This is a genomic window from Bacteroides sp. 14(A) (genome assembly GCF_000526555.1).
In the GTDB taxonomy this organism is placed as follows: domain Bacteria; phylum Bacteroidota; class Bacteroidia; order Bacteroidales; family Bacteroidaceae; genus Bacteroides; species Bacteroides cellulosilyticus.
In genome coordinates, this window is the sequence record NZ_JAGH01000001.1 from 467,196 (window position 1) to 488,591 (window position 21,396).

Annotated in this window: 16 protein-coding genes, 2 tRNA genes and 2 rRNA genes; 17 read left to right on the forward strand and 3 right to left on the reverse strand. The window is 42.1% G+C overall.

What is annotated here, in order from left to right; genetic code table 11:
• Window positions 1-164 precede the first annotated feature (164 nt).
• The 12 genes from K429_RS0101615 (at window position 165) to K429_RS0101670 (ending at window position 12,158) form a co-directional block, all read left to right on the forward strand.
• Window positions 165-238, forward strand: a tRNA-Ile gene (locus K429_RS0101615).
• A gap of 84 nt (window positions 239-322) precedes the next feature.
• Window positions 323-396: transfer RNA gene (locus K429_RS0101620), tRNA-Ala, on the forward strand.
• 125 nt (window positions 397-521) lie between these two features.
• A 23S ribosomal RNA gene (locus tag K429_RS0101625) occupies window positions 522-3,404 on the forward strand.
• Between the two features lie 69 nt (window positions 3,405-3,473).
• A 5S ribosomal RNA gene (gene rrf / locus K429_RS0101630) occupies window positions 3,474-3,583 on the forward strand.
• Between the two features lie 114 nt (window positions 3,584-3,697).
• A complete protein-coding gene (locus tag K429_RS0101635; protein WP_025725838.1) occupies window positions 3,698-4,846 on the forward strand; it encodes a HAMP domain-containing sensor histidine kinase in 1,149 nt (382 codons plus the stop codon).
• A gap of 74 nt (window positions 4,847-4,920) precedes the next feature.
• Entirely contained in the window at window positions 4,921-5,505 is a 585-nt protein-coding gene (locus tag K429_RS0101640; protein ID WP_025725839.1) for a DUF177 domain-containing protein, read from the forward strand.
• 12 nt (window positions 5,506-5,517) lie between these two features.
• Complete coding sequence (gene rpmF, locus K429_RS0101645) at window positions 5,518-5,703, forward strand: 50S ribosomal protein L32 (RefSeq protein ID WP_002562387.1); 186 nt, start codon at window positions 5,518-5,520, stop codon at window positions 5,701-5,703.
• 111 nt (window positions 5,704-5,814) lie between these two features.
• Entirely contained in the window at window positions 5,815-6,819 is a 1,005-nt protein-coding gene (locus tag K429_RS0101650) for a beta-ketoacyl-ACP synthase III (RefSeq protein WP_007210034.1), read from the forward strand.
• An 80-nt stretch (window positions 6,820-6,899) separates the two neighbouring features.
• Window positions 6,900-7,781 carry a GTPase Era gene (gene era, locus K429_RS0101655; RefSeq protein ID WP_025725840.1) on the forward strand — a complete coding sequence of 294 codons (882 nt, stop codon included), beginning with the start codon at window positions 6,900-6,902 and terminating at the stop codon, window positions 7,779-7,781.
• 47 nt (window positions 7,782-7,828) lie between these two features.
• Window positions 7,829-9,142, forward strand: coding sequence for a ribosome biogenesis GTPase Der (der, locus tag K429_RS0101660; RefSeq protein WP_007210036.1), 1,314 nt, complete (start codon window positions 7,829-7,831; stop codon window positions 9,140-9,142).
• A gap of 153 nt (window positions 9,143-9,295) precedes the next feature.
• Window positions 9,296-11,497 (forward strand): tetratricopeptide repeat protein, encoded by a 2,202-nt coding sequence (locus K429_RS0101665; protein ID WP_025725841.1) that lies wholly within the window; start codon window positions 9,296-9,298, stop codon window positions 11,495-11,497.
• Between the two features lie 7 nt (window positions 11,498-11,504).
• The gene (locus K429_RS0101670) at window positions 11,505-12,158 is read left to right on the forward strand and encodes a response regulator transcription factor (RefSeq protein WP_025725842.1); all 654 of its coding nucleotides are present in this window, start codon (window positions 11,505-11,507) and stop codon (window positions 12,156-12,158) included.
• A 233-nt stretch (window positions 12,159-12,391) separates the two neighbouring features.
• Here K429_RS0101670 and K429_RS0101675 read toward each other — a convergent pair whose 3' ends face one another.
• Entirely contained in the window at window positions 12,392-13,162 is a 771-nt protein-coding gene (locus K429_RS0101675; protein ID WP_007210209.1) for an ABC transporter ATP-binding protein, read from the reverse strand.
• Complete coding sequence (locus K429_RS0101680) at window positions 13,159-13,902, reverse strand: ABC transporter permease (protein WP_007210210.1); 744 nt, start codon at window positions 13,900-13,902, stop codon at window positions 13,159-13,161. Before K429_RS0101680 ends, K429_RS0101675 begins: the two co-directional genes overlap by 4 nt.
• A 123-nt stretch (window positions 13,903-14,025) precedes the next feature.
• Between K429_RS0101680 and lptB the strand changes: the two genes are divergently transcribed.
• On the forward strand, window positions 14,026-14,781 hold the full coding sequence (gene lptB, locus K429_RS0101685) for an LPS export ABC transporter ATP-binding protein (protein WP_007210211.1): 756 nt from the start codon (window positions 14,026-14,028) through the stop codon (window positions 14,779-14,781).
• 127 nt (window positions 14,782-14,908) lie between these two features.
• Here the strand turns inward: lptB and K429_RS0101690 are convergent, their stop codons facing one another.
• Window positions 14,909-15,157: an RNA-binding protein gene (locus K429_RS0101690; protein WP_007210212.1), complete on the reverse strand. Its 249-nt coding sequence runs from the start codon at window positions 15,155-15,157 to the stop codon at window positions 14,909-14,911.
• A 453-nt stretch (window positions 15,158-15,610) separates the two neighbouring features.
• Here K429_RS0101690 and tig point away from each other — a divergent pair, with 453 nt between their 5' ends.
• From tig to recQ, 4 genes are all read left to right on the forward strand, one after another.
• On the forward strand, window positions 15,611-16,966 hold the full coding sequence (gene tig, locus K429_RS0101695) for a trigger factor (RefSeq protein WP_007210213.1): 1,356 nt from the start codon (window positions 15,611-15,613) through the stop codon (window positions 16,964-16,966).
• Between the two features lie 139 nt (window positions 16,967-17,105).
• A complete protein-coding gene (gene clpP, locus K429_RS0101700) occupies window positions 17,106-17,768 on the forward strand; it encodes an ATP-dependent Clp endopeptidase proteolytic subunit ClpP (RefSeq protein WP_007210214.1) in 663 nt (220 codons plus the stop codon).
• A 2-nt stretch (window positions 17,769-17,770) separates the two neighbouring features.
• A complete protein-coding gene (gene clpX / locus K429_RS0101705) occupies window positions 17,771-19,018 on the forward strand; it encodes an ATP-dependent Clp protease ATP-binding subunit ClpX (RefSeq protein WP_007210215.1) in 1,248 nt (415 codons plus the stop codon).
• Between the two features lie 169 nt (window positions 19,019-19,187).
• A complete protein-coding gene (gene recQ, locus K429_RS0101710) occupies window positions 19,188-21,371 on the forward strand; it encodes a DNA helicase RecQ (RefSeq protein ID WP_007210216.1) in 2,184 nt (727 codons plus the stop codon).
• Window positions 21,372-21,396 lie beyond the last annotated feature (25 nt).

Here is a 21,396-nt window from a genome sequence, read left to right on the forward strand (position 1 = left end):
AAATTAATAATTAACAATTATAAATTAAAAACTCTCTGTACTAACAAATTAGAAGTTGGTTCTTTTGACATGCTACATAAGAACCTCTTGCACTACGCGTAGTTGTTTATATAATATATATTGAGAAAGAAGAAGCCGAGCCGCAAGGCGAGGTTGAACTCGACAGTCCTATAGCTCAGTTGGTTAGAGCGCTACACTGATAATGTAGAGGTCGGCAGTTCAACTCTGCCTGGGACTACTTCTTAAATTAGAAATTAGAAATTAAAAATTAAATTTACGACATCGCATTTTAATTTATAATTTATAATTTTTAATTAATGAAGGGGGATTAGCTCAGCTGGCTAGAGCACCTGCTTTGCACGCAGGGGGTCAACGGTTCGAATCCGTTATTCTCCACTCTGATAACAAATTTAATTATTAATTATTAATTTGTTAATCAACCGTTCTTTGACATGATGTACAAAAAAAAGTAAAGTTATAACAAGCTGAAAGTATATATCGAGCCATACGGCTAGGTAAGACTAAAAGTAAGTAAGGGCGCATGGCGGATGCCTTGGCTCTCGGAGGCGATGAAGGACGTGATAAGCTGCGATAAGCTGCGGGTAGGTGCAAATGACCTTTGATCCGCGGATTTCCGAATGGGACAACCCAATATCTTGAAGAGATATTATCCATCTTACGATGGAGGCGAACGCAGGGAACTGAAACATCTTAGTACCTGTAGGAATAGAAAATAAATAATGATTCCCCAAGTAGTGGCGAGCGAACGGGGAATAGCCCAAACCATATGTGTTACGGCATGTATGGGGTTGTAGGACCACGTCGTGGGACGAAAGTTAGTGAGTAGAATGATCTGGAAAGTTCAGTCATAGACGGTGATAACCCGGTATACTAAGCTAACTGAACCCTAGTGGTATCCTGAGTAGCGCGGGACACGAGGAATCTTGCGTGAATCTGCCGGGACCATCCGGTAAGGCTAAATACTCCCGAGAGACCGATAGCGAACCAGTACTGTGAAGGAAAGGTGAAAAGCACTTCGAACAGAAGAGTGAAATAGTCCCTGAAACCATGCGCCTACAAGCGGTCGGAGCAGTGTAAACTGTGACGGCGTGCCTTTTGCATAATGAACCTACGAGTTACTTTTTCCGGCAAGGTTAAGGATCTTGAGATCTGCAGCCGAAGCGAAAGCGAGTCTTAATAGGGCGGATAGTCGGAAGGAGTAGACGCGAAACCAAGTGATCTACCCTTGGCCAGGTTGAAGGACAGGTAACACTGTCTGGAGGACCGAACCGATAAGCGTTGAAAAGCTTCCGGATGAGCTGAGGGTGGGGGTGAAAGGCTAATCAAACTTGGAGATAGCTCGTACTCCCCGAAATGCATTTAGGTGCAGCCTTGATTTATACTAATATGAGGTAGAGCGACTGATAAGATGCGAGGGCTTCGCCGCCTATCAAGTCTTGACAAACTCCGAATGCGTATTAGTTCTATATCAGGAGTGAGGGCATGGGTGCTAAGGTCCATGTCCTAAAGGAGAACAATCCGGACCATCAGCTAAGGTCCCGAAATAATTGCTAAGTTGATCTAACGAAGTCAGATTGCTAAGACAGCTAGGATGTTGGCTTGGAAGCAGCCATTCATTTAAAGAGTGCGTAACAGCTCACTAGTCGAGGAGTTTGGCGTGGATAATAATCGGGCATAAGCAATTTACCGAAGCTATGGGATGTGCAAACATCGGTAGGGGAGCATTCTACTCAGCGTCGAAGGTGAAGCGTAAGCTTTGCTGGAGCGTGTAGAAAAGCAAATGTAGGTATAAGTAACGATAAAGGGGGTGAGAAACCCCCTCGCCGAAAGACTAAGGTTTCCTGATCAACGCTAATCGGATCAGGGTTAGTCGGGTCCTAAGGCTCAGCCGAACGGTGAGGCCGATGGCAGAACAGGTTAATATTCCTGTACTACCTTAAAGAGTGACGTGGAGACGGAGGCGTGACAGTGCCGCGAACTGACGGAATAGTTCGTTGAAGGGTGTAGATGTTGATCGGGGCAGGCAAATCCGCTCCGAGAGTCGAACCTGATAGTATGGAGCGTTCTTCGGAACAATCCAATAGTGCATGTAAACATACTCCCAAGAAAATCCGCTAAACTTAATCTTTAAGGTACCCGTACCGTAAACGGACACACGTAGTCGGGTTGAATATACTAAGGCGCTTGAGTGATTCACGGTTAAGGAACTAGGCAAATTGACCCTGTAACTTCGGGATAAAGGGTCCCCACTGCGAGGTGGGGCGCAGAGAATCGGTCCAGGCAACTGTTTAACAAAAACACAGGGCTATGCCAAATTGAAAGATGAAGTATATAGCCTGACACCTGCCCGGTGCTGGAAGGTTAAGAGGAGATGTCATCGCAAGAGAAGCATTGAATTGAAGCCCCAGTAAACGGCGGCCGTAACTATAACGGTCCTAAGGTAGCGAAATTCCTTGTCGGGTAAGTTCCGACCTGCACGAATGGTGTAATGATCTGGACACTGTCTCAACCGTGAGCTCAGTGAAATTGTAGTATCGGTGAAGATGCCGATTACCCGCGATGGGACGAAAAGACCCCGTGAACCTTTACTATAGCTTAACATTGAATTTGGGTAATTGATGTGTAGGATAGGCCGGAGGCTTTGAAGCAGGTACGCCAGTATTTGTGGAGCCGCTGTTGAAATACGGCCCTTTGGTTATTTGAGTTCTAACTCGCTGATGCGAGGACACTGTTTGGTGGGTAGTTTGACTGGGGTGGTCGCCTCCAAAAATGTAACGGAGGCTTCTAAAGGTGCCCTCACGCCGATTGGTAACCGGCGGCAGAGTGTAATGGCATAAGGGCGCTTGACTGGGAGACTTACAAGTCGATCAGGTAGGAAACTAGAGCATAGTGATCCGGTGTTTCTGTATGGAAAGGACATCGCTCAAAGGATAAAAGGTACTCCGGGGATAACAGGCTGATCCCTCCCAAGAGCTCATATCGACGGAGGGGTTTGGCACCTCGATGTCGGCTCGTCACATCCTGGGGCTGGAGAAGGTCCCAAGGGTTGGGCTGTTCGCCCATTAAAGTGGCACGCGAGCTGGGTTCAGAACGTCGTGAGACAGTTCGGTCTCTATCTATCGTGGGCGTATGAAATTTGCGTGGCTCTGACACTAGTACGAGAGGACCGTGTTGGACTGACCTCTGGTTTACCAGTTGTGCCGCCAGGTGCATTGCTGGGTATCTAAGTCGGGATTGGATAAGTGCTGAAAGCATCTAAGTACGAAGCCAGCCACAAGATTAGATTTCTTAGGGTCGTTGAAGACTACAACGTTGATAGGATGCAGGTGTACAGGTGGTAACATCATAGCCGAGCATTACTAATTGCCCGTTCACTTTTGGTCCTTGCCTTGTATGGCAGGTATATACGTTCAGTTTAAAATCTTTGCTTTTTTGCATCATGTCTAACTTATTTAGGTGACTATAGCATCAGGGTTCCACCTCTTCCCATTCCGAACAGAGAAGTTAAGCCTGATCACGCCGATGGTACTGCGTCAAGTGGGAGAGTAGGTAGTTGCCGTTTTTTAGAGAGAAGCCTCCATATCGAAATGATATGGAGGCTTTTTGTGTTTGTAGGTATAATATTTCTTTTGTTTTTCCGTTTATATACCGTAAGTTTACATCTTATTTATATATAATGCGCTTTATAAAGGAAATCCATCCGATAAAATTCTGGTTGGTATTAGCTGCCATGGTGATAGCTGTTGCCTCTCTTTACGTCTCACATTCTCTGATAAGCGATTTATCTGCTGAAGAACGGGTACGTATGGAAGTGTGGGCGGAAGCAATGAAGAATTTGCAAACTGCAGATGGAAATACGGATTTGACTATGGTCTTGAAAGTTTTGAATGCCAATCATACTATTCCGGTAATCGTGGTTGATCAGAATGAGGATGTACAGACATATAGGAATATAGAACTGTCTTCAGCCGATACAATAGTCTCCTTAAAGGAAAAACTGAGTGATTTTAACCGTGAAGGTAATTGTATTCGCATAGATCTCAATGGCGGTGGCGATTATCTGAATGTATATTATGGACCTTCCCTTATGCTTACCCGGTTAGCTGTTTATCCTTATGTTCAATTAACGGTAGTACTCATTTTTGTTCTTATTGCTATCTTTGCTTTGTTGAGTTCTAAAAAGGCAGAGCAGAATAAAGTATGGGTTGGGTTATCCAAGGAAACTGCCCATCAACTGGGAACTCCGATCTCTTCACTAATGGCATGGATGGAATTACTGAAGACACAATACCCACAGGATGATTTGATTCCTGCTATGGCGGAGGATGTAGAGCGTTTACAGATGATTGCTAATCGTTTCTCTAAAATCGGTTCTATTCCTGAGCTGGAGGATGCTGATTTAAAAGCTCTGTTGGAACGGGTGACGGATTATATAGCGCACCGTACTTCAGATAAAGTGAAAATCAGTACCCATGTACCCGATTCACTTCCCCCCGTGCGGCTGAATGTTGCTCTGTTTGAATGGGTGATAGAAAATCTTTGTAAGAATGCTGTTGATGCAATGGGTGGAGTAGGAGTATTGGTTATTTCGGTACAGGAAACGTCAAGATATTGGTGTATTGATGTGGCAGATACGGGGAAAGGAATTGACAAACGATATTTTGAAACGGTTTTTGCTCCTGGCTATACCACTAAGAAAAGGGGATGGGGATTGGGCCTTTCATTAGCACGAAGAATTGTGGTTGAGTATCATTCTGGATCCATTTTTGTGAAGCAATCGGAGATCAATAAGGGGACGATATTCAGAATAGAGCTTAAAAAATGAATATTTCGTTGCTAATTTCTACATTATGAGGATAATTATTTGTATCTTTGTCGCCCGAATAAATAAAAGAAGCTTTGGGAAAGTTTGATAAATACAAAATTGATTTGAAAGGCATGCAGGCAGACTCTTGTAAGTATGAGTTTGTACTGGATAACCTTTTCTTTGCTAACATTGATGGACCAGAAGTACAAAAGGGTAAGGTTAGTGTTACGCTGGTTGTAAAGAAAACATCTCGTGCTTTCGAATTGAACTTCCAGACGGATGGAATGGTATGGGTACCGTGTGACCGCTGCCTGGATGATATGGAACAACCGGTAAGCTCTACAGATAAGCTGATGGTGAAGTTCGGTCATGAGTATGCTGAAGAAGGTGATAACCTCATTGTGATTCCCGAAGAAGAAGGAGAGATCAATGTGGCATGGTTTATGTATGAGTTTATTGCATTGGCTATTCCGATGAAGCATGTACATGCTCCCGGAAAGTGTAACAAGGCAGTGAGCAGTAAGTTGCATAAGCATTTGCGGACGAAAGCGGACGAAGATGATGCGGAAGATGAAATCTTTATTGAAGGTGAAGATGCACTGCCGGGAGGTGATGTAGAGGAAACTCAGATTGATCCGCGCTGGAACGAATTAAAGAAAATATTAGATAACAATTAAAGATTAAAAAAAATGGCACATCCTAAGAGAAGACAGTCTAAAACAAGAACTGCAAAGAGAAGAACTCATGATAAGGCAGTAGCTCCTACATTGGCAATTTGCCCGAACTGTGGCGAATGGCATGTATATCACACTGTATGTGGTGCTTGCGGATATTACAGAGGCAAGCTTGCTATTGAGAAAGAAGCTGCTGTTTAATTTGCAGCCTGATAAAGAATATACTTGAATGCCGGATGTCTAAAAAGATTTGTAAGCACAAACCTTTTTAGACTGCCGTTGTTTAGGTATTCATTAACTTAAGCAGGATTAATGGAAAAAATAAATGCAGTAATTACAGGAGTCGGCGGATATGTACCCGATTATATCTTGACGAATGAAGAGATATCAAGAATGGTGGATACCAATGATGAATGGATTATGACCCGTATCGGAGTAAAGGAAAGACATATCTTGAACGAAGAAGGATTGGGGACTTCGTACATGGCTCGTAAAGCCGCAAAGCAGTTGATGCAGCGTACTGGTTCTAATCCTGATGATATTGATCTGGTGATTGTCGCTACTACTACTCCTGATTATCATTTCCCTTCTACAGCTTCTATCCTATGTGATAAGCTTGGATTAAAACATGCTTTTGCTTTTGACTTACAGGCTGCTTGTAGCGGTTTCTTGTACTTGTTGGAAACGGGGGCTAATTTTATCCGTTCGGGAAGATATAAGAAAATTATTTTAGTAGGTGGTGACAAAATGTCGTCTATGGTGGATTATACCGAGCGTGCTACTTGCCCGATCTTTGGTGACGGGGCAGCTGCGGTTATGATGGAACCGACTACTGAGGATGTTGGTGTCATGGACGCTATTTTAAGAACAGACGGTAAAGGCTTACCTTTCTTGCATATGAAGGCCGGCGGTTCTGTATGTCCTCCTTCTTATTTCACAGTGGATAATCACATGCACTTTCTTTATCAGGAAGGTCGTACAGTATTTAAGTATGCCGTATCCAATATGTCGGACGCTTGTGTTGCCATTGCGGAAAGAAATAATCTCACTAAGGATAATATCGACTGGATTATTCCTCATCAGGCGAACTTGCGCATCATTGATGCAGTAGCTCACCGCTTGGAAGTTCCCCGCGAAAAAGTAATGATTAATATAGAACGTTATGGTAATACAAGTGCCGGTACGCTTCCGCTTTGCCTGTGGGATTTTGAGGATAAACTTAAAAAAGGCGATAACTTGATCTTTACGGCATTCGGTGCAGGATTTACCTGGGGAGCCGTTTATGTGAAGTGGGGATATGATGGAAAAAAACAGTAACAACGTTACGTTAATAAATAAGAAAAAACGCATCCTATTTTCGATGCGTTTTTTTGTCTCAACTAAAATAGAGGAATGTGATGCATAAAGCTGGTTTTGTAAACATCGTGGGAAATCCGAATGTAGGTAAGTCTACGCTGATGAACGCCTTAGTGGGTGAGCGGATTTCGATTGCTACTTTTAAGGCGCAGACAACTCGCCACCGCATTATGGGTATCTATAATACGGACGATATGCAGATTGTATTCTCGGATACTCCGGGTGTGCTGAAGCCACAGTATAAGTTGCAGGAGTCTATGCTGAATTTTTCTACCTCGGCATTGACGGACGCGGATGTTTTGCTATATGTGACGGATGTGGTTGAGACGCCTGATAAGCATAATGAGTTTATAGAAAAGGTGGCATGTATGGAAATACCTGTCCTGCTGCTTATCAACAAGATCGATTTGTCGAATCAGGAGAAACTGGTGGAGCTGGTGGAAGCATGGAAAGCATTGTTGCCTAATGCGGAAATTATTCCGATTTCTGCAACTACGAAATTCAATGTGGAATATGTGATGAAGCGAGTGAAGGAATTATTGCCGGATTCACCACCTTATTTCGACAAGGATCAATGGACGGATAAACCGGCGCGTTTTTTTGTGAATGAGATTATTCGCGAGAAAATTCTATTATATTATGACAAAGAGATACCCTATTCGGTAGAGGTAGTGGTGGAACAATTTAAGGAGGATGCGAAGAAGATACATATCAATGCTGTGATTTATGTAGAGCGTGATTCGCAGAAAGGAATTATTATCGGTAAGCAGGGTAAGGCACTGAAAAAAGTGGCTACTGAGGCGCGCCGTGATTTGGAAAGGTTCTTCGGAAAGACTATTTTCCTGGAGACATTTGTGAAAGTGGATAAGGATTGGCGTAGTTCGGACAAAGAGTTGCGCAATTTTGGTTATCAACTGGATTAGAATATTCATACGACTGGGATAGTCGCAAAAAACAATGAGAGTGAACTATGGGAAATTTAGTTGCAATCGTAGGACGCCCCAATGTGGGAAAGTCTACTTTATTTAACCGCTTGACTAAAACTCGTCAGGCGATTGTGAACGAAGAAGCAGGAACAACACGCGACCGCCAGTATGGTAAATCAGAATGGCTGGGGAAGGAGTTCTCCGTGGTAGATACCGGCGGATGGGTGGTGAACTCTGACGATATTTTCGAAGAAGAGATACGCAAACAAGTATTGATGGCTGTGGATGAAGCAGACGTGATTTTGTTTGTGGTAGATGTAATGAATGGAGTAACTGACCTTGATATGCAAGTGGCTGCTATTCTGCGCCGTACTCAAAAGCCGGTATTGCTGATTGCCAATAAGACCGATAATGGAGAACTGCAATACAATGCTCCCGAATTTTATAAGTTGGGATTGGGTGATCCTTACTGTATCTCGGCTATGACGGGTAGTGGAACGGGTGATATGATGGACTTGATTGTTGGTACATTCAAGAAAGAAGCTGACGAAATACTGGATGAAGATATTCCCCGCTTTGCAGTGGTGGGACGTCCGAATGCAGGTAAGTCTTCTATCGTGAATGCTTTTATAGGTGAAGATCGTAATATTGTGACGGAAATTGCCGGCACAACACGTGATTCCATCTATACACGTTACAATAAATTTGGTTTTGATTTCTATCTGGTAGATACTGCCGGTATCCGTAAGAAGAACAAGGTGAATGAAGATTTGGAGTATTATTCCGTAATCCGTTCTATCCGTTCTATTGAGAACGCTGATGTGTGTATCCTTATGTTGGATGCTACCCGTGGTGTTGAGAGTCAAGACTTGAATATATTCTCACTGATACAGAAAAATGCCAAAGGTTTGGTAGTGGTAGTAAATAAATGGGATTTAGTACAGGACAAAACAGTGAAGGTAATGAAGACTTTCGAAGATGCTATCCGTAGTCGTTTTGCTCCGTTTGTTGATTTCCCTATTATTTTCGGTTCGGCATTGACCAAACAACGCATTCTGAAGGTGCTGGAAGAAGCGCGTATAGTGTATGATAATCGTATGACGCGTATTCCTACTGCCCGGCTGAATGAAGAAATGCTTCCCTTGATTGAGGCGTATCCGCCTCCTGCAACCAAAGGCAAGTATATTAAGATTAAGTATATCACGCAGTTACCTAATACGCAGGTTCCTTCTTTTGTGTATTTCGCTAACTTGCCGCAGTATGTAAAGGAACCCTATAAACGTTTCCTGGAAAATAAGATGCGTGAGAAGTGGAGTTTGACCGGAACTCCGATAAACATCTATATCCGTCAGAAGTAGGATTATCAGGGCTTTAAGATATTGAAATAAAACCGCTTGATTTAGTTATAAATTGGGCGGTTTTTTACGTTTTATCAGTGAAATGCAAACAAAAAATAGGTTAGTATGAATATAATATTTATTTTTGCTTAGGTAACAGAAAAAAAGGATTAGATGAAACGCTACAGGTGGTTATTGGGATGCTGCTTGTTCCTGTCCATAGGTATGCTATGGGCTGCGGATGAGCCGGATTTACGTATGCTTCAACAAAAGGCTGCCCAAAGCAGAGATATGGAGGGCTATGTCGGAGTTTGTAAATATCTCTACCAAACGGAAGAAAATCCTGAATTACTCCTTTTATATGCAGATTCTATTCATCAATTGGCTACAAAAAGCAAGAAGCCGGAACAACTCGTAGAATATTATATTTGGGCAAGTGAGGGAAATTTCATCAAGGGAGATTTCCAGCAGGGATATGCCTTAAAGCGGAAAGCTATTGCTCTGGCTGAAAAAGCGGGATTGAAATTTGCAATAAGCCAGTCTTGTTGTGATATGGGGTATTATTGCAATGTGGATGCTCGTTATGATTCTGCACGTTACTATTTTCGTAAAGGGTTGGAAGCCGGAGAGGATTTATCGGAGGCAGGAGAAGCGTGCCGTACCATGTTGACAAATTATGCCAGTTCGTTTCTTTTTGAAGGGAAGACGGATTCTGCTCTAGTTTATACTATCCGTGCCAGCGAGCGTTCTGCTGCTGATAAGGATACGGCCATGTTAATTGAGAATTTGAATCAGTTAGGTACTATCTATCGTCGGAAAAAGGATTTAGAGAATTGCATTGCCAACTTTGAACAAGCACTTCATTTATGCGAGTTACGTGGAAATCATAATGCAGTTGCTTTTATATATGGAAATATAGCAACGGCTTATTGTGATTGGAATCGTCCGGGAGATGCGATTCCTTTTTCTGAAAAAGCCGTGGAATATGCTTTGAAGACAGGTAATAAGCGAAGGATAGGTACATGTTATGTCAATTTGGGAGCTATTCAGACTCGATTGGTACAAATGCGTGCGGAGGGAATTGCTACATTATTGAAAGCCATACCTATTCTGGAAGAAGTGAATGACAGACGACTATTGTGCGATGCTTATAATTATTTGGTGAACGCCTATCGGATGGATGGAAATCTGAACCAGGCAATGTATTATTTGCAAAAACTTGATAAGCTGGCACATGAAATGCAAACTGATGCGGAACGGTTCCGATATTATCAGGCGAAGGCGGGTTTATTGCAAGAGAGTAAAAAGTATACAGAAGCCATTGTTTATTATCGGAGAATAATCGATATGCTCCGCAGTGGCTACAAGGACACCCGTGATTATGAACATTATAAGCGGTTGGCAGATTGCTATCTGGCTGTGAACAACTCATCTCAGGCCTATGAGTATCTGACCCAAGCCTATGCGCTGCGTGATTCAGCCTTTCATACTGAACAGACCGAACAGCTATCTGAGTATTCAGTAAAATATCAGACGAAAGAGAAAGAACTGGAGATCGTTACTTTGAGGCGGGAACAGTTGGAGCAGGAGACGTATATGCTGCGTCACCGTATCATTGTAGGATCAGTAATTTCACTGTTGGGAATTCTATTATTAGGTTCTCTCTATGCACGTCAACGCCAAAGGGCAAGGATCGCTGTGTTGGCTAATGCCGCTAATGAGAAAGAACGTGAGTTTCTGGAACTTCAGAAAGAGACTGAGCAGCGCCTGACACGAAAATACATTGATGGTTTGGAGAGTGAGCGTGAACGTATGGCGACTGAATTACACGATGATGTGTGTAACAGTTTGCTTGCGCTTGAAATGAATATTCGTACTATTTCCGGTGAGGAAAGTTCGGATTTGAGTGAACAGTTGGGACTATTGAGCAATACTCGCGAAAGGTTGAGAACTCTTTCGCATGAGTTGATGCCACCCGCCTTCCAGTATGCTACGCTCGACGAGATGTTGGGAGACTATGTGCTGCATTTGGCATTACCGGAGGGTATGTATGCGGAGTATCACTCTACAGAAAATGTCGACTGGAATATAATTCCTAAAGCTGTTGGATTTGAATGTTATCGTATTGTTCAGGAAGCGGTGAGCAATGCAGTGAAATATGCCAGCTCTGCCCGTATACAGGTGAAGTTAGCACTGGAAAACAAGAACCTTTCCATACTTGTTACAGATGACGGAAAAGGGTTTGATATGAGCAAGAAAACCAAAGGTATTGGCTTGCATACCATCTGGCAACGGGCTGAAACGATTGGTGCTAAAGTTGAACTGATTTCTGCTCCGGGTGAAGGAACCCGGCTGAGAGTAAATGTAATAATCTAATCGAGCAATGGAAAAGAATGTGAAAGCGGAATTATTGGTAGTGGATGACCATAGCCTGATTTTAGAAGGTATTTGCAAAATTGTGAATAAGATGCCGGAAGTAACAGTGGCGGATGCAGTGACTTCCGGAAAGCAGGCTATAAAGTTGATTGAAGAGCGTGATTATGATGTATATATTCTGGATATCAGTATCCCCGATATTTCAGGTTTTGAATTGATAGCCAAAATTCGTGAGTTGAATGACCAGGCGAGGATTGTCGTAAATACGATGCATGAGGAGATATGGATGGTGAACCGATTAGTGCAATGCGGAGTAAATGCGGTTATTCTGAAATCTTCGGCTCATGCAGAACTGGTGGCAGCTATTCGCAGTGTACTGAGGGGGGAGAGCTATACTTGTCCTCGTTTTGCTTCTATATTGCAAAAGTTAAATTCTTCATCATCAGGTTTACAACCAAAAGATGCTCCGACACGGCGCGAACGCGATGTTCTGGAAGCTGTAGCCAAAGGAATGAATACACATGAGATTGCTGCGTTATTAAAAATTTCAGAAAATACTGTAGAAACATTTCGCAAGAGGCTTATTAGTAAATTTGGGGCGAAAAATGCAATAGATATGGTGGTCAAGGCTGTTTCACAAGGATGGATAAAGCTAGATTGATTTACAGAAAATTCAATAAGTAACGGTTTTCCGTGATTTTTTATTAATATATTTTGGTTATCTTTGTTGCGTAATTGAAATTGTTCTTCATGTTTTCTCATGAGGATATAGGGACAATCAAAGTATGTCGTGAGGATATATGTCAATTCTATTAACTGGTTTTATAAGAAAAAAAACGTCCGGAGGTATCTCCGGACGCTTTTATTTATGACAGATGGATGAGATTAAGCGGCTTATCCTTCTATGTTTTGTACCTCCAATTCCTTTACCTTACGGAAGAGATCGGATGCAAAGATGAAGTCATTCAATTTCTTGTTGCTAGAGGTGAAGATATCGTCCTTACTGCCTTCCCATTCTTTATATCCGTCGTAGATATAGATAATTTTCTCACCTATTCCCATGACGGAGTTCATATCATGAGTATTGATGAGAGTGGTCATATTATACTCATGCGTGATGTCGTGTACCAGTTCGTCAATGACGAGCGATGTCTTTGGGTCCAGACCAGAGTTTGGTTCATCGCAGAACAGGTATTGAGGATTCAGAGCAATGGCACGGGCAATGGCGACGCGCTTTTGCATACCGCCACTGATCTCTCCCGGAAATTTGTCCTTTGCTTCTGCCAGGTTCACGCGGTCCAGGCAGAACATAGCACGGCGGGTACGGTCGCGGAATGTATCGTTACTGAACATGTTTAATGGAAACATCACATTATCCAATACAGTCATGGAATCGAACAATGCTGCACTCTGGAAAATCATTCCCATTTCCCGGCGCAATGCTTTCTTTTCCTTCTTGCCCATGGCAAGGAAGTTTCGGTTATCGTATAATAATTCACCACGTTCCGGCGTCAGTAGTCCGACGATACATTTCATCAGTACCGTTTTTCCTGAACCACTTTGTCCGATGATAAGATTCGTTTTTCCGTTCTCAAAAGTGGCGTTGATATCCTTCAATACATCCCTGTCTTCAAATGATTTCCAAAGTCCTTTTAGTTCAATCATCCCATTAAGAGTTTAGTTAATATTAAGTCGGCAAATAAGATAAGCACGCTGCTGCATACTACAGAGTCCGTAGAGGCTTTGCCTACTTCTATGGAACCGCCTTCGACGGTATAACCGAAGAAGGCCGATACACTGGCGATGATAAAAGCGAAGAACAATGATTTGATGATACCACACCAAATGAACCATTCCACAAACATGTATTGTAAACCGTATTCCAGGTCCACCGCCGACATGATGCCACCGAACCAACATGTGGCAAAGGCTCCGATGATACCGGCAAAGATACTGAACGTCACCAGGAAAGGGATAGTGGTGACCATGGCAAAAATTTTGGGTAGTATCAGGTAATTGGCTGAATTGACTCCCATGATTTCCAGTGCGTCGATCTGTTGTGTCACTCGCATGGTTCCCAGTTCTGAAGCGATATTGGAACCTACTTTTCCCGCTAATATCAGACACATGATGGAGGAAGAGAATTCCAATAGCATGATTTCACGCGTCACATAGCCTACCGTCCAGCGCGGCATAAACGGGCTTTCGATATTCAGCTTGATTTGTATGGTGATAACAGCGCCGATAAAGAACGAAATCAGCAACACAATGCCGATAGAGTTCACGCCGAGTTGCCCCATTTCGTTAATGTATTGGCGGAAGAACATACGCATACGCTCTGGTCGGGCAAAAGTACGCCCCATCAACATGATGTATCTTCCGACAGTTTTAAGTGCTTTTATCATGACTCTTAACTATTTTGTCTGCAAATATAGCCCATTTTCAGCTGATAATTGCTACATTTGCCGCAAAATGTGTGAGTGACAAGCTCGTCACTTGTGGTTTTGACAGTTTGTAACTGAAAGAATATGGAAGAAAGTAAAATGGTGCTTCGCACCGAAGACTTGGTGAAAAAGTACGGTAAACGTACAGTAGTGAGCCACGTCTCCATAAATGTGAAGCAGGGAGAGATTGTAGGTTTGCTGGGACCGAACGGTGCCGGTAAAACGACTTCATTCTATATGACCGTTGGATTGATTACACCGAATGAGGGACGTATCTTTCTGGATGATCTGGATATTACGAAATATCCGGTGTACAAGCGTGCGCAAACCGGAATCGGATATCTGGCACAGGAAGCATCCGTATTCCGCCAGATGAGTGTGGAAGATAACATTGCTTCGGTACTTGAAATGACAGATAAGCCTTTGGAATATCAGAAAGAAAAGCTGGAAAGTCTGATTGCGGAGTTTCGTTTGCAGAAAGTGCGTAAGAATAAGGGTAATCAACTTTCGGGTGGTGAGCGCCGCCGTACGGAGATTGCTCGCTGTCTTGCTATTGATCCTAAGTTTATCATGCTCGATGAACCTTTTGCAGGAGTTGACCCGATTGCGGTAGAGGATATTCAGCAGATTGTGTGGAAGCTGAAAGATAAAAATATTGGTATTCTGATTACTGACCATAATGTGCAGGAAACATTAAGTATTACTGACCGTGCTTATTTGTTGTTTGAAGGTAAAATCTTGTTCCAGGGAACACCGGAAGAATTAGCAGAAAATAAAATTGTGCGTGAAAAATACCTAAGTAATAGCTTTGTGTTGCGTCGCAAAGACTTTATGAAATAGTGATTAGGGGTAAGTGATTAGTGATTAGCGCAACATTAATCATTTACTCCTAATCACTAAAAACAAAGTCCGCCTGCTCTCTTTCTGAAAGGGAGCAGGCGGACTTGTTTTCTTTTCTCCTGTATAATTAGTATTTCGGAGGTCTTGCTTCTTTCACTACCATGTTACGGCCAAAATATTCGGCTCCATCGAGTTCTTCAATAGCTTTAGCTGCAGCTGCTGCATCTTCCATTTCTACAAATGCGATACCTCTGAAACGACCGGTTTCGCGATCTTTAATAAATTTGACTGCGGTTACAGCACCGTAATCTTCCATGACCTTTTGGAGGTCTGATTCCCTAACTTTGTAGTTAAGGTTTCCTACGTAAATGTTCATAATGAAAATGTAAAATAAATAAATGAATAAAACTCTCTTGGAAGGGTAACTATAATAAAAGGATCACAACAACAGAGAGTTTACAAAAGCGTTTCATGAAAAACGGAAGTAAAAACCATGTACTGAAAATCTAAGAACTAATGTATTACCATTCCGCAACAAAGAAACATAATTATTTCGGAATTTCCATATTTTCTTTCTGTTTTTTTTGCTTTTTCTTTCGATTCTGAAGCTAAATGCCTTATCTAATTACGATCTGTAGCTTATGGAGAATAATCATAATTATGTTTTCATTAAACAATACAGAGAGTATGATTTAGTGATAACTAATCTCTCCTTTTGTTATAAAGAAATAATTCAGCAATGTTTTTTTGATAATTGAAAGAATAACGCTAATTTTGCACCCTCGTTTGAGATTGGAATAAAGTATAAATCAAATAAATAATTGTCAGAATGAACGTTTCATTACAAAACATTGACAAAGTAAGCGCTCTGCTTACTGTGAAGCTTGAGAAAGCCGATTATCAGGAAAAAGTTGATAAATCATTGAAAAAACTTCGTCAGAAAGCTCAGGTTCCGGGGTTCCGTCCGGGGATGGTTCCGATGAGTCTGGTGAAGAAAATGTATGGTAAATCAGTTATTGCTGAAGAAGTAAACAAGGCACTTTCAGAAGCTGTATATAAGTATATTCAAGATAATAATGTATCTATTCTCGGCGAACCGCTGCCAAATGAAGATAAGCAACCGGATATCGACTTCGATACTATGGAAGAATTCGAATTCCTTTTCGATATTGCTCTGGCACCTGAATTCAAAGCTGAAGTAAGCACTAAAGATAAAGTTGACTATTATTTGATTGACGTTACCGAAGATATGGTAAACAATCAGGTGAAGGCTTACACACAACGTAATGGTAAGTACGAACAAGTGGACGTTTACGAAGATAACGATATGCTGAAGGGATTGCTGGCTGAATTGGATGAAAACGGCAATACCAAAGAAGGTGGCATTCAGGTAGAAGCTGCTGTAATGATGCCGTCTTATATGAAGAACGATGAGCAAAAAGCTATCTTTGCCAATGCAAAAGTAAATGATGTACTCGTATTCAATCCTTATACTGCATGGGATGGTAATGCAACTGAACTGTCTTCTTTGTTGAAGATCGATAAAGAAGAAGCCGCTGAAATGAAATCTAACTTCAGCTATCAGGTAGAAGAAGTGACTCGTTTTGTAGCCGGTGAACTGACTCAGGAAATTTTCGATCAGGTATGTGGTAAAGATGTTGTGAAGACTGAAGAAGAATTCCGTGCTAAAGTAAAAGAAGTAATTGCTAATCAGTTTGTAGCAGACACTGATTATAAATTTCTGATTGACGCTCGTAAGATGTTGATGGAGAAAGTTGGCAAGTTGGAATTCCCGGATGCATTGCTGAAACGCATCATGCGCATGAACAACCAGGACAAAGACGAGAAATTTGTAGAAGACAACTATGATAAGAGTATCGAAGAACTGACATGGCACCTGATCAAGGAACAGTTGGTGAAAGCTAACGATATCAAGGTTGAACAGGAAGATGTAGTCAATATGGCTAAGGAAGCTACCCGTGCACAGTTTGCACAATATGGTATGATGAGTGTTCCTGAAGATCTTCTGGAAAACTATGCAAAAGAAATGCTGAAGAAGAAAGAAAGCGTTGAAGGTTTGGTAAACCGTGTTGTTGAAACTAAATTGGCTTCTGCTTTGAAGTCTCAGGTGACGCTGGAAAACAAAACAATTTCTGCAGAAGAATTCAATAAGATGTTTGAATAAGCTTTTTTATTCTGAAAACAGTTTAAAAACATTAAGAAACACAGAGTCTTATATCATATAACTCTGTGTTTTTTTGTGTCTCTGTGTTCTTTTTTGTTTCTTTGCATTTCAATTTACTAAACCTAAAAAAGAAAGTAATATGGATGATTTTAGAAAATACGCTACCAAGCATTTAGGTATGAATAGCTTGGTGCTGGACGATGTGATTAAATCACAAGCCGGGTATTTAAATCCTTATATCCTGGAAGAACGTCAACTCAATGTAACCCAGTTGGACGTTTTCTCCCGCTTGATGATGGATCGCATCATTTTCCTTGGTACACAGGTTGACGATTATACCGCTAATACTTTACAGGCGCAGTTACTGTATCTGGATTCGGTAGAACCGGGTAAAGATATCTCTATTTATATTAATTCACCGGGTGGCTCCGTATATGCGGGATTGGGTATCTATGATACAATGCAGTTTATCACGAGCGATGTGGCTACTATCTGTACAGGTATGGCAGCAAGTATGGCTGCGGTGTTGCTGGTGGCAGGTGCAGAAGGCAAGCGTTCGGCGTTGACTCACTCTCGTGTAATGATACATCAGCCAATGGGTGGTGCACAGGGGCAGGCTTCGGATATTGAAATCACGGCACGTGAAATTCAGAAGCTGAAAAAGGAACTGTATACTATTATTGCTGATCACTCTCATACTCCTTTCGATAAAGTTTGGGCAGACTCTGACCGTGACTACTGGATGACGGCACAGGAAGCCAAGGAGTATGGCATGGTAGATGAAGTGTTGATTAAAAAATAAATATGGCAGACTCAAAAAGAAACAAAAATAGGTGTAGTTTCTGTGGGCGTACGGAAGATGAAGTCGGATTTCTGATTACGGGAATGAACGGCTACATTTGTGATAGTTGTGCCACTCAGGCCTATGAGATCACTCAGGAGGCGCTGAGTGGAGCAAAAAGGAGTGGCGCTGCAACGAAACTGAACCTGAGAGAACTTCCGAAACCTTTAGAAATAAAAGAATTCCTTGATCAATACGTCATTGGACAGGATGATGCAAAACGCTTCCTTTCCGTGTCGGTATACAATCACTATAAACGCCTGTTGCAAAAAGACGGCGGTGATGATGTGGAAATTGAAAAGTCTAATATCATCATGGTAGGTAGCACCGGAACGGGAAAGACACTGCTTGCACGTACCATTGCTAAATTGCTTCACGTACCTTTTACTATTGTAGATGCTACGGTGCTTACCGAGGCTGGATACGTGGGCGAAGACATTGAAAGTATTCTGACCCGCCTGCTTCAGGTGGCAGATTACAATGTTCCCGAAGCTGAGCAGGGTATTGTGTTCATTGATGAAATTGATAAGATCGCCCGTAAGGGAGATAATCCTTCCATTACACGTGATGTAAGCGGAGAGGGTGTTCAACAAGGTTTACTGAAATTGTTGGAAGGTTCTGTTGTGAACGTTCCGCCTCAGGGAGGACGCAAGCATCCTGATCAGAAAATGATTCCGGTGAACACAAAGAACATCCTTTTTATTTGCGGTGGAGCATTCGATGGCATTGAGAAGAAAATTGCCCAGCGTTTGAATACACATGTGGTGGGGTATAGTGCAGTGCGTAACACTGCGGTAATTGATAAAAGCAATATGATGCAATATATTGCGCCTCAGGATTTAAAGTCATTCGGTCTGATACCTGAAATCATCGGTCGTCTGCCGGTGCTGACTTATTTGAATCCGTTGGATCGTGCCGCTTTGCGCTCTATCCTGACTGAACCTAAGAATTCCATTATCAAACAATATGTTAAACTGTTTGAGATGGACAATGTGGAACTGACATTCGAAGCTACTGTCTTTGAGTACATCGTAGATAAAGCTGTGGAATACAAGTTGGGAGCTCGTGGATTGCGATCCATTGTGGAAACCATCATGATGGATGCTATGTTCGAAATCCCGTCCGAACACAAGGATCACTTTGAAGTGACGTTGGATTATGCTAAACACCAGCTTGAAAAAGCAAACATTGCAAAACTGCAAACTGCTTAAAATCAAATGGTAAGGGTGTACGAAACCGACTATTTTGTTTTTTATTGAAAAATATTCATTGGATTATGCTTGAAATTTAAGAAGTTGTTTATAACTTTGTTAGAGTTCTTACAAAAAGAATAGCTAACCGAGATGTTAAACAATCACTCAAAAAACAACCTAATGAATCATGGCAGGGAAGAAGATTAATTTGACAGACCAGCTGAAGAAGTACTTCGGATTTGACACATTTAAAGGAAATCAGGAGGCTATCATACAAAATCTGTTGGCAGGTAACGATACATTCGTACTGATGCCTACAGGTGGAGGAAAATCACTATGCTACCAGTTACCGTCATTAATGATGGAAGGTACGGGTATTGTGATTTCTCCGTTGATTGCATTAATGAAGAACCAAGTCGATGCGATGCGTAACTTCAGTGAAGAAGATGGTATTGCCCATTTTATCAACTCTTCTCTTAATAAAGGTGCGATAGATCAGGTGAAGTCTGACATCCTCAGCGGTAAGACAAAGTTACTGTATGTAGCTCCCGAATCGCTGACGAAAGAGGAAAATGTAGAGTTTCTGAAGACAGTGAAGATTTCCTTCTATGCTGTAGACGAAGCCCACTGTATCTCTGAATGGGGACATGACTTTCGTCCGGAATATCGCCGTATCCGCCCTATTATCAATGAAATCGGAAAAGCTCCGGTGATTGCTCTGACTGCGACTGCGACCCCTAAAGTGCAACATGATATCCAGAAGAATCTGGGTATGATTGATGCCGAAGTGTTCAAGTCGTCGTTTAATCGTCCGAACCTCTATTATGAGGTACGTCCCAAGACCAATAACATAGATAGAGATATCATCAAGTTCATCAAGAATAATTCGGAAAAGTCGGGCATTATTTATTGCCTGAGTCGGAAAAAGGTAGAGGAACTTGCTGAGATTCTACAGGCGAATGGTATCAATGCCCGCGCATACCATGCAGGAATGGATTCTGCAACACGCACGCAAAATCAAGACGACTTCTTGATGGAGAAAATAGATGTGATTGTAGCTACCATTGCTTTTGGTATGGGTATTGACAAGCCTGATGTGCGTTATGTTATTCATTATGATATCCCGAAAAGTCTGGAAGGATATTATCAGGAAACAGGACGTGCCGGAAGAGATGGAGGCGAAGGACAGTGTATTACCTTTTATACCAATAAAGACTTGCAGAAACTTGAAAAGTTCATGCAAGGTAAACCTGTGGCAGAGCAGGAAATCGGTAAACAGCTTCTGCTGGAAACCGCTGCTTATGCCGAATCTTCCGTATGTCGCCGAAAGACGCTGTTGCATTACTTCGGTGAAGAGTATATGGAAGAGAACTGTGGAAATTGTGACAACTGTTTAAACCCGAAAAAACAAGTGGAGGCTCAAGAATTATTGTGTACCGTGATAGAGGCTATTCTCGCGGTGAAAGAAAATTTTAAGGCAGATTATATCATCGACATTATACAAGGACGTGAAACTACCGAAGTGCAGGCGCATCTGCATGAAGACCTGGAAGCTTTCGGCTCCGGCATGGGAGAAGAAGACAGAACATGGAATGCTGTCATTCGCCAGGCACTCATTGCTGGTTACCTGAGTAAAGATGTGGAAAATTACGGTTTGCTGAAAGTAACGGATGAAGGAAAGAAGTTCCTGAAACATCCTAAATCGTTCAAGATAACCGAAGATAATGATTTCGAAGAAGTGGAAGAAGAAGCTCCGGCAAGGGGCGGTGGCTCTTGCGCTGTCGATCCGGCTCTTTATTCCATGCTGAAGGATTTGCGTAAGAAGCTTTCCAAGAAACTGGAAGTACCACCTTATGTAATTTTCCAGGATCCTTCATTGGAAGCCATGGCAACCATTTATCCGGTGACACTGGATGAATTGCAAAACATTCCCGGTGTAGGTGCAGGTAAGGCTAAACGCTACGGTGAGGAGTTTTGCAAGCTGATAAAGCGTCACTGTGAAGAGAATGAAATCGAACGCCCTGAAGACTTACGTGTTCGTACGGTTGCTAATAAATCCAAGATGAAAGTGGCTATTATTCAGGCTGTAGACCGTAAGGTGGCATTGGATGATATCGCACTTTCCAAAGGCATTGAGTTTGGAGATTTATTGGACGAAATCGAGGCAATCGTTTATTCTGGTACAAAGTTGAATATTGATTACTTCCTGGATGAGATTATGGACGAAGACCACATGTTGGATATCTATGATTATTTCAAGGAATCTACTACTGACAAGATAGATGACGCACTTGATGAACTGGGTGATGATTTCACGGAAGAAGAAGTAAGGTTGGTTCGCATTAAGTTTATTTCTGAGATGGCGAATTAAAGATAGGAATGCATTTTTGTTAAAA

Bases quoted from the DNA above. Each gene is read 5' to 3' on its own strand.
- K429_RS0101635 (WP_025725838.1), top strand. From the start codon at position 3,698: ATGCGCTTTATAAAGGAAATCCATCCGATAAAATTCTGGTTGGTATTA.
- clpX (WP_007210215.1), top strand. From the start codon at position 17,771: ATGGCAGACTCAAAAAGAAACAAAAATAGGTGTAGTTTCTGTGGGCGT.
- recQ (WP_007210216.1), top strand. From the start codon at position 19,188: ATGGCAGGGAAGAAGATTAATTTGACAGACCAGCTGAAGAAGTACTTC.
- lptB (WP_007210211.1), top strand. From the start codon at position 14,026: ATGGAAGAAAGTAAAATGGTGCTTCGCACCGAAGACTTGGTGAAAAAG.
- K429_RS0101650 (WP_007210034.1), top strand. From the start codon at position 5,815: ATGGAAAAAATAAATGCAGTAATTACAGGAGTCGGCGGATATGTACCC.
- K429_RS0101680 (WP_007210210.1), bottom strand. From the start codon at position 13,902: ATGATAAAAGCACTTAAAACTGTCGGAAGATACATCATGTTGATGGGG.
- rpmF (WP_002562387.1), top strand. From the start codon at position 5,518: ATGGCACATCCTAAGAGAAGACAGTCTAAAACAAGAACTGCAAAGAGA.
- tig (WP_007210213.1), top strand. From the start codon at position 15,611: ATGAACGTTTCATTACAAAACATTGACAAAGTAAGCGCTCTGCTTACT.
- K429_RS0101670 (WP_025725842.1), top strand. From the start codon at position 11,505: ATGGAAAAGAATGTGAAAGCGGAATTATTGGTAGTGGATGACCATAGC.
- der (WP_007210036.1), top strand. From the start codon at position 7,829: ATGGGAAATTTAGTTGCAATCGTAGGACGCCCCAATGTGGGAAAGTCT.
- K429_RS0101675 (WP_007210209.1), bottom strand. From the start codon at position 13,162: ATGATTGAACTAAAAGGACTTTGGAAATCATTTGAAGACAGGGATGTA.
- clpP (WP_007210214.1), top strand. From the start codon at position 17,106: ATGGATGATTTTAGAAAATACGCTACCAAGCATTTAGGTATGAATAGC.
- K429_RS0101690 (WP_007210212.1), bottom strand. From the start codon at position 15,157: ATGAACATTTACGTAGGAAACCTTAACTACAAAGTTAGGGAATCAGAC.
- K429_RS0101665 (WP_025725841.1), top strand. From the start codon at position 9,296: ATGAAACGCTACAGGTGGTTATTGGGATGCTGCTTGTTCCTGTCCATA.
- era (WP_025725840.1), top strand. From the start codon at position 6,900: ATGCATAAAGCTGGTTTTGTAAACATCGTGGGAAATCCGAATGTAGGT.